Source organism: Halomonas rhizosphaerae (genome assembly GCF_030012485.1).
GTDB lineage: Bacteria > Pseudomonadota > Gammaproteobacteria > Pseudomonadales > Halomonadaceae > Halomonas > Halomonas rhizosphaerae.
On the sequence record NZ_JASCQQ010000031.1, the window covers coordinates 1 to 7,417 of the forward strand.

The following is a 7,417-nucleotide window of genomic DNA, read 5'->3' on the forward strand; positions in this document are numbered from 1 at the left end:
TGTGGCCTGCCGTTTCGCGTCGATGACCCGCCTGCGCAGGGCGCGGCAAACTGATCACCTGCGAATCACTTGATGACCCGCAGCGAGGGACGCCCCTTGCGCGGCGGCGCCTCGTCGCCATGCTCCTCTTCCTGCGGGGTGTCATCGGCGCTCTCCACCTCATTGAGGTGGGACTCCTTCTCCTCCGCCTCGTCGGCCTCGGCCGGAATCACCGGCTCATGACCGAACACCATGCCCACACCGTTCTCTCGGGCATAGATCGCGATCAGTGCCTCGATGGGCACCATCACCTGCATGGGACGCCCGCCGAAACGGGCCGAAAAGCTCACCGCCTCGTTCTCCATGGCGAAGTCACGCACGGCGGTGGGCGCCAGGTTCAGCACGATCTGGCCATTCTGGACGAACTGTCGTGGGACCTCGACGCCCGCCTGCTCGGCATCGACGACGATGTAGGGGGTCAGGTCATTGTCCAGCAGCCACTGGTAAAGGGCCCTGGCAATATAGGGACGGCTCGATTGCATCGCTTGGCCCTCCGGGGTCGGGGACCCGGTCTGCACCGGGTCGAAGTTCAGGGGCGCATCTCGCGTTCGCTTTCGCTGAGGGCTGCCTTGAAGCCGTCGCGGTCGAACAGGCGCTCCATGTAGCTCATCAACGGCTTGACCTGCTTCTCGGGCAGCTCGATGCCCAGTACCGGCAGCCGCCAGAGGATCGGGGCCAGGCAGCAGTCCACCAGGGTGAACTCATCGCTCATGAAGTAGGGCATGTCCTCGAAGATCGGCGAGATGCCGACCAGGCTCTCGCGCAGCTCCTTGCGGGCCTTCTCGGCGTCCTTCTTCGCGCCGCGCTGGATCTGCTCGACCAGCGGACACCACTCGCGTTCGATGCGGTGCATCCACAGGCGGCTCTTGGCACGCGCCACGGGATAGACGGGCAGCAGCGGCGGGTGCGGAAAGCGCTCGTCGAGGTACTCCATCATCACCTTGGACTCGTAGAGCACCAGGTCGCGGTCGAGCAGCGTGGGCACGCTGTTGTAGGGGTTGAGGTCGGCGAGTTCCTCGGGGTGCTGCTCGTCGGTCACCTCGACGATATCGACGGCCACGCCCTTCTCGGCGAGCACGATTCGCACACGATGACTGTAATGGTCATCCCCTCCGGAGTAGAAGATCATCGACGACCGCTTGGCCACTACACCCATGTAACAATCCTCGCATCAGTTCGTGCCGAGATGATAACACGACCGGCCCCGCCTTGAGGGCCATCGTGCTGCCCGGTATCGGGCAGAGACCACGAGGGGCGCATGGTCCTCGACCATGCGCCCCCGTGGATGTCCGTCGCTGACGGATCAGTGGACGTCGCGCCAGTACTCGCGCTTGAGCAGGTAGGAGATGACCCCGAAGATGAAGATGAAGATCAGCACCTTCGGCCCCAGCGACTGCGCCTGCAGCTTGGACGGCTCACCCACGTAGGCGAGGAAGTTGGTGAGGTCGTAGACCGCCTCCTCGAACTCCTCCGGCTCCATCTCGCCGGGCTGGGTGATCTGAAGCGTCTCGCAGGACTGGTACTTGCCGGTCAGGGGGTCGAGCTCGGCCCCGTCGACCGGCTGGTCCGTCTCGGCACAGACCTTCTCCTGCACCCCCTGCAGCGGTTCCAGCACGTTGGGCATGGCCACCAGCGGGAAGACCGCGTTGTTGACGCCGGTACCGGTGCTGGGGTCCTTGTAGAAGCTCAGCAGGTAGGAGTAGATCCAGTCGGTGCCGCGCAGGCGCGACTCGAGGGTCAGGTCGGGCGGCGGCGCACCGAACCATGCCTCGCCGTCTTCCTCGCTCATGGCGATGTGCATCTGGTCGTTGAAGGCCAGGTCGGAGGAGAAGATCAGGTTCTCCTCGACCAGCTCCTGGGGGATGTCCAGGTCCTCGGCGGCACGTGCGAAGCGCTGGTGCTCCAGGGAGTGACACCCCATGCAGTAGTTGACGTAGAGCTTCATGCCGTTCTGCAGCGAGGCCTTGTCGTCGAGGTCGGGGTCCATGGAGTACGGCACGCTCGGACCTACCGCAGCCATCGCCGTGACGGGCACCAGCGCGAAGAGCAGTGCGAACAGTTGCTTTTTCATTAGCCAGTCACCCTTTCCGGAACGGGTTTGGTCTTCTCCAGCCGGGTATAGAACGGCATCAGCAGGAAGAAGGCGAAGTAGATGACGGTGCACACCTGGGACAGGATGGTGCGCCCCTCGGTGACCGGCAGTACCCCGAGCACGCCCAGGATCACGAAGCTGATCGCGAACAGCGCCAGCATCGTCTTGGACATCCAGCCCTTGTAGCGCATCGAGCGCACCGGGCTGCGGTCGAGCCAGGGCAGCACGAAGAGCACCGCGATGGCCGCGCCCATGCAGATCACGCCGAGGAACTTGGCGTCGAGTCCGAACAGCGAGAAGGTGATCGCGCGCAGGATCGCGTAGAAGGGGGTGAAGTACCATACCGGCGCGATGTGGTCGGGCGTCTTCAGCGGGTCGGCCGGCTCGAAGTTGGGCTTCTCGAGGAAGTAGCCCCCACCCTCCGGGAAGTAGAAGATCACCACGCAGAAGACGAACAGGAACACCGCCACGCCGACGAGGTCCTTCACCGTGTAATACGGATGGAAGGGGATACCGTCCAGCGGCTTGCCGCTCTCGTCCTTTTTCTTCTTGATGTCGATGCCGTCGGGGTTGTTGGAGCCGACTTCATGAAGGGCGATGATGTGCAGGACCACCAGCGCCAGGATCACGATCGGCAGCGCCACCACGTGCAGGGCGAAGAAGCGGTTGAGGGTGATCCCGGAGATCAGGAAGTCACCGCGGATCCACTGTGTCAGGTCGGGCCCGATGACCGGGATCGCCGAGAACAGCGAGATGATGACCTGGGCGCCCCAGTAGGACATCTGGCCCCAGGGCAGCAGGTAGCCCATGAACGCCTCGGCCATCAACGCCAGGTAGATGGCCATGCCGAAGATCCACACCAGCTCGCGGGGCGCCTTGTAGGAGCCGTAGAGCAGGCCGCGGAACATGTGCAGGTAGACGACCACGAAGAAGGCCGTCGCACCGGTGGAGTGCATGTAGCGGATCAGCCAGCCGTACTCCACGTCACGCATGATGTACTCCACCGAGGCGAAGGCGCCCTCGGCGGAGGGGTTGTAGCTCATGGTCAGCCAGACACCGGTGAGGATCTGGTTGACCAGTACCAGCAGCGCCAGGGAGCCGAAGAAGTACCAGAAGTTGAAGTTCTTCGGCGCGTAGTACTTCGCCATGTGGTCCTGCCACATCTGGGTGGCCGGGAAGCGGTCATCGACCCAGCGCATCACCCCGCGCTCCGCCTTGACTTTGTTCGGGTTACCCATCAGGCAGTCTCCTCATCTTCGCCGACCGTGATCAGCTCATCGCTGTCGAAGCGGTAGGGCGGGACTTCGAGGTTGGTCGGTGCCGGCACGTTGCGGAATACCCGACCGGCCAGATCGAAGCGCGAGCCGTGGCAGGGGCAGAAGAAGCCGCCCGGCCAGTCATCGGTCCCCACACCCTCGGCATCGGGCTCGGGGCGATAGAGCGGCGAGCAGCCCAGGTGGGTGCAGATGCCGACGATCACGCCGATCTCCGGCTTGATGGAGCGCAGCGGGCCCTCGATGTAGGCGGGCTGCTGGGGTTCTTCGGAATCCGGGTCGGCCAGGCGCGAGGTATCGAAGCCCTCGGTGCGCTCGATCATCTCCGGCGTGCGGTTGATGATCCATACCGGCTTGCCGCGCCATTCGACGGTCATGCGCTGCCCGGATTCGAGCTTTGACACGTCGGCCTGGACGGGGGCTCCCGCCGCTCTTGCCCTGGCACTAGGCTGCCAGGAAGCCACAAAGGGGACCGCAACCCCGACGGCACCCACCGCACCCACGACGGTGGTGGCACCTACGAGGAAACGGCGCCGACCCTTGTTTACGCCGTTATCTGCCATTTTCAGGTTTCTCCCATCAGCTTACCCGTTGTTCCATCACGGGCAGTGAATCCCCCGCGACCACGGATACCAAATGCAGTCTATGGTAAAAAATCGTGTCGCCCCGCACAAGGAAAGGTTCCCTGAGCAAGCGGGAAACCTGACGACAAATTCTTGATCCAGAACAAAAAACGCCCAGGTCACTGGACCTGGGCGTTTTCGTGCGGCAATACGAGGCGTATCAGCGCTTGGAGAACTGCGGGCGGCGACGCGCCTTGCGCAGGCCGACCTTCTTGCGCTCGACCTGACGGGCGTCACGGGTGACGTAGCCCGCTTCGCGCAGCTGGCCGCGGAAGTCCTCGTTGTAGTCCATCAGGGCCCGGGTGATGCCGTGACGGATGGCGCCGGCCTGGGCCGAACCACCGCCACCCTTGACGGTGACGTAGACGTCGAACTGGCCGAGGGTGTCGGTCAGCTCCAGCGGCTGGCGAACCACCATGCGACCGGTGACGCGGCCGAAGTACTGGTCCAGCTCACGGCTGTTGACGGTGATCTTGCCGGTGCCCGGCTTCAGGAAGACGCGGGCGGTAGAGGTCTTGCGGCGCCCGGTACCGTAATACTGCTGTGTCATGGCGAAGACTCCCTCAGAGGTTCAGTTCTTGCGGCTGCTGGGCAGCGTGCGGATGCTCGGTGCCGGCGTAGACCTTGAGCTTCGAGTACATGGCACGACCCAGGGGACCCTTCGGCAGCATGCCCTTGACGGCGGACTCGATGACACGCTCCGGTGCGTGGGCGATCATCTTCTCGAAATTCAGGGAGCGCAGGCCACCCGGATAGCCGGTATGGCGGTAGTAGGTCTTGGCGCTGGCCTTGTTGCCGGTGACATGGACCTTCTCGGCATTGATCACGACGATGTAGTCGCCGGTATCCACATGCGGGGTGTATTCCGGCTTGTGCTTGCCGCGCAGGCGGCGAGCGATCTCGGTGGCCAGGCGGCCGAGCGTCTTGTCCGCAGCGTCGACGACGAACCAGTCGCGCTGGACGGACTGCGGTTTGGCAGTGAACGTCTTCATGGATGAATCACCATTTGATGTATTGGGTTCTGCCGCCGGGCGTCCGGCATGGAACCATCCCTATTCTTCTTGGTTGCCTGCTCCCGGAGGTGCGGCAACAGTCGAGCGAGCGCGCATTCTACACGAGCCTGCCCCCTCAGGAAAAGGGGGCAGCATCGCCTTCATGGCTTGTGGGGCAGCGCCAGGTAGTCGTGGGACTGCATCTCCTGCAGCCGCGACAGGGTGCGCTGGAACTCGAACTCCAGGCGCCCACCGCGGTAGAGCTGCTCGGCCGGCACCTCGGCGGACATCAGCAGCTTGACGCCCCGGTCGTAGAACTCGTCGACCATGTTGATGAAGCGTCTGGCTTGATCATCTGTCGACCCACTCATGCGGGTCACGTTGGAGACCAGCACGCTGTGGAACTCGCGGGCCAACTCGATGTAGTCGTTCTGGCTGCGCGGCCCGCCGCACAGCTCGGTGAACTCGAACCACACCACGTCGTCATGCAGCCGGCGGGCATGAAGCACCCGGCGGTTGATCTCGATCGGCGCCCCCTCCTCACCCTCGTGGCCGGCGATCTCGCGGAAGCTGCGGGCCAGCTCGGCCTCGGCCTCGTCGTCCAGCGGGGCATGGAAGATCTCGGCGCGCTCCAGGGCGCGCAGCCGGTAGTCGATCCCCGAGTCCACGTTGACCACCTCGCAGTGACGCTCGAGCAGCTCGATGGCCGGCAGGAAGCGAGCCCGCTGCAGGCCCTCCTTGTAGAGCTCCCCCGGGACGATGTTCGAGGTCGCCACCAGCACTACGCCGTGCGCGAAGAGCGACTCGAGCAGGTTAGCCAGGATCATGGCATCGGTGATGTCCTTGACGAAGAACTCGTCGAAGCAGATCACCCGAGCCTCGGCGGCGAACTTGGCGGCGATCAGCGTCAGCGGATTTCGCTCGCCCTTGTAGTGCTCCAGCTCGTTGTGCACCCGCTGCATGAAGCGGTGGAAGTGGGTGCGCATCTTCTCGGGAAAGGGCAGCGTCTCGAAGAAGGTATCCATGAGGTAGGTCTTGCCGCGCCCCACCCCACCCCAGAAGTAGAGCCCGTGGATCGCGGGCAGTGCCGGCTCGGGTGACGCCTCGTGCTCACGCCGGCCGAACAGGCCGGCCACCCGCGACTTGAGCCCGCCACCGCGCTTCGGCGGCACCACCCGGGAGGGCGGCGTGGCCACCAGCTCGTCGTAGAGACGCTGCAGGTGCTTCACCGCCTGCAGCTGGGCGGCGTCGGGCTGGAAGCCGTTGCGCTCGAGATCCGCCCGGTAGCGGGTCATCGGCGTCTCGGGGTGCCGGGCGTCGCGGGAAGCCGTAGGGGGGTGCGTCTCGCTCATGGGGATTCCTGAGGGCCTGTACTCGGGACGTTCGCGGAGAGGCATTATACGCATCCCGACCCCACTTGGCATCGCCGGCCACCGCGTTGACCCGGCGCACTGCGTCACCCCTATAATGGGCACCCGGATCTCATCCGGCCGGATGATGACCCCCGCGGCTCGCGCGGCATGTCGCCCAACGCTCCAGGGAGAAAGCACAACGTGGACGAGACCAACATCAACTGGGTGCTGGCCATCGCCTGCCTGCTGGCCGGCATCGGTATCGGGGCACTGGGCTACCACCTGCTCAATGCCAGCGCCGGCAACACCCAGCGCCTGCGCCAGCGTCTCGCCGAGCGCGAGCGGGAGCTGGCGGAACTCAAGGATGGCATGGGCGACAGCCTCGAACGTATCGCCCGGCTCGCCGAGAGCCTGCACCGCGAAAGCCAGGGCCTCGAGCAGGAAGCCGAAGAGGCCAGAGACCGCCTGGGCGCCCGCTCGCTGCGCCGCCAGGCCCTGGACGCCGTCGCGCCTGCCCCCACCGCGACCCCGACCAAGACCACGACGGAACCCGCCGTGCCCCGGGATTACGCCGACGGCAACCGCGGCACCCTCTCGGAGGACTTCGGCCTCAAGAACGGCGAGGAGGCCGCCACCCCCCAGCCGCCGCGCTACTGACCCCCTCCCGCGCCCCGCTGCATGTGCCGCGGCGCGGCACATGCCTGGCGCTCAAGCGGGGTTGTCGATGTCGACGAAGCGATGCTCGAGACCGAACTCGGCCGCGAGCCGCTCGCCCAGGGCCTGGACCCCGTAGCGCTCGGTGGCGTGGTGACCCGCGGCCAGGTAGTGGATGCCCATCTCGCGGGCCAGGTGGGTGGTGCGTTCGGAGATCTCGCCCGAGATGAAGGCATCGGCCCCGGCCTCCCGGGCGCCGGCGATCATGTCCTGGGCCCCGCCGGTGCACCAGGCGACACGGCGGATCTCGCTGCCCCCCGGCGCCTCGATCAGCAGCGGCTCGCGCCCCAGGCACGCCTCGACGTCGCGGGCCAGGCCTGCGGCGTCGAGG

The 7,417-nt window shown here is 65.5% G+C and carries 10 protein-coding genes; 1 reads left to right on the forward strand and 9 read right to left on the reverse strand.

The features are described 5' to 3' along the window. Nucleotides 1-65 precede the first annotated feature (65 nt). From QLQ86_RS14575 to zapE, 8 genes are all read right to left on the reverse strand, one after another. Nucleotides 66-521 (reverse strand): ClpXP protease specificity-enhancing factor, encoded by a 456-nt coding sequence (locus QLQ86_RS14575; RefSeq protein ID WP_282733811.1) that lies wholly within the window; start codon nucleotides 519-521, stop codon nucleotides 66-68. A gap of 47 nt (nucleotides 522-568) precedes the next feature. Next, entirely contained in the window at nucleotides 569-1,195 is a 627-nt protein-coding gene (gene sspA / locus QLQ86_RS14580; RefSeq protein ID WP_282817446.1) for a stringent starvation protein SspA, read from the reverse strand. Nucleotides 1,196-1,342: 147 nt separating this feature from the next. Continuing rightward, on the reverse strand, nucleotides 1,343-2,110 hold the full coding sequence (locus QLQ86_RS14585; protein ID WP_282733809.1) for a cytochrome c1: 768 nt from the start codon (nucleotides 2,108-2,110) through the stop codon (nucleotides 1,343-1,345). After that, on the reverse strand, nucleotides 2,110-3,369 hold the full coding sequence (locus tag QLQ86_RS14590) for a cytochrome b (RefSeq protein ID WP_282733808.1): 1,260 nt from the start codon (nucleotides 3,367-3,369) through the stop codon (nucleotides 2,110-2,112). The genes QLQ86_RS14585 and QLQ86_RS14590 overlap by 1 nt, the downstream gene beginning before the upstream one ends. Continuing rightward, nucleotides 3,369-3,968, reverse strand: a complete 600-nt coding sequence (petA, locus tag QLQ86_RS14595) for a ubiquinol-cytochrome c reductase iron-sulfur subunit (RefSeq protein ID WP_282733807.1) — start codon at nucleotides 3,966-3,968, stop codon at nucleotides 3,369-3,371. The genes QLQ86_RS14590 and petA overlap by 1 nt, the downstream gene beginning before the upstream one ends. Before the next feature lie 220 nt (nucleotides 3,969-4,188). Further along, a complete protein-coding gene (gene rpsI / locus QLQ86_RS14600) occupies nucleotides 4,189-4,578 on the reverse strand; it encodes a 30S ribosomal protein S9 (protein ID WP_106229161.1) in 390 nt (129 codons plus the stop codon). Nucleotides 4,579-4,591: 13 nt separating this feature from the next. After that, nucleotides 4,592-5,020 carry a 50S ribosomal protein L13 gene (rplM, locus tag QLQ86_RS14605; RefSeq protein ID WP_282817447.1) on the reverse strand — a complete coding sequence of 143 codons (429 nt, stop codon included), beginning with the start codon at nucleotides 5,018-5,020 and terminating at the stop codon, nucleotides 4,592-4,594. Between the two features lie 161 nt (nucleotides 5,021-5,181). After that, a complete protein-coding gene (zapE, locus tag QLQ86_RS14610; protein WP_282817448.1) occupies nucleotides 5,182-6,372 on the reverse strand; it encodes a cell division protein ZapE in 1,191 nt (396 codons plus the stop codon). Nucleotides 6,373-6,573: 201 nt separating this feature from the next. On the opposite strand from zapE, the gene QLQ86_RS14615 reads away from it, so the two are divergent. Beyond that, complete coding sequence (locus tag QLQ86_RS14615; protein ID WP_282733804.1) at nucleotides 6,574-7,029, forward strand: YhcB family protein; 456 nt, start codon at nucleotides 6,574-6,576, stop codon at nucleotides 7,027-7,029. Nucleotides 7,030-7,080: 51 nt separating this feature from the next. On the opposite strand, the gene QLQ86_RS14620 is transcribed toward QLQ86_RS14615, so the two are convergent. Continuing rightward, a partial coding sequence (locus QLQ86_RS14620; RefSeq protein WP_282817449.1) for a Nif3-like dinuclear metal center hexameric protein occupies nucleotides 7,081-7,417 on the reverse strand: 337 nt, incomplete at its 5' end.

Bases quoted from the DNA above. Each gene is read 5' to 3' on its own strand.
- QLQ86_RS14575 (WP_282733811.1), bottom strand. From the start codon at position 521: ATGCAATCGAGCCGTCCCTATATTGCCAGGGCCCTTTACCAGTGGCTG.
- sspA (WP_282817446.1), bottom strand. From the start codon at position 1,195: ATGGGTGTAGTGGCCAAGCGGTCGTCGATGATCTTCTACTCCGGAGGG.
- QLQ86_RS14585 (WP_282733809.1), bottom strand. From the start codon at position 2,110: ATGAAAAAGCAACTGTTCGCACTGCTCTTCGCGCTGGTGCCCGTCACG.
- QLQ86_RS14590 (WP_282733808.1), bottom strand. From the start codon at position 3,369: ATGGGTAACCCGAACAAAGTCAAGGCGGAGCGCGGGGTGATGCGCTGG.
- petA (WP_282733807.1), bottom strand. From the start codon at position 3,968: ATGGCAGATAACGGCGTAAACAAGGGTCGGCGCCGTTTCCTCGTAGGT.
- rpsI (WP_106229161.1), bottom strand. From the start codon at position 4,578: ATGACACAGCAGTATTACGGTACCGGGCGCCGCAAGACCTCTACCGCC.
- rplM (WP_282817447.1), bottom strand. From the start codon at position 5,020: ATGAAGACGTTCACTGCCAAACCGCAGTCCGTCCAGCGCGACTGGTTC.
- zapE (WP_282817448.1), bottom strand. From the start codon at position 6,372: ATGAGCGAGACGCACCCCCCTACGGCTTCCCGCGACGCCCGGCACCCC.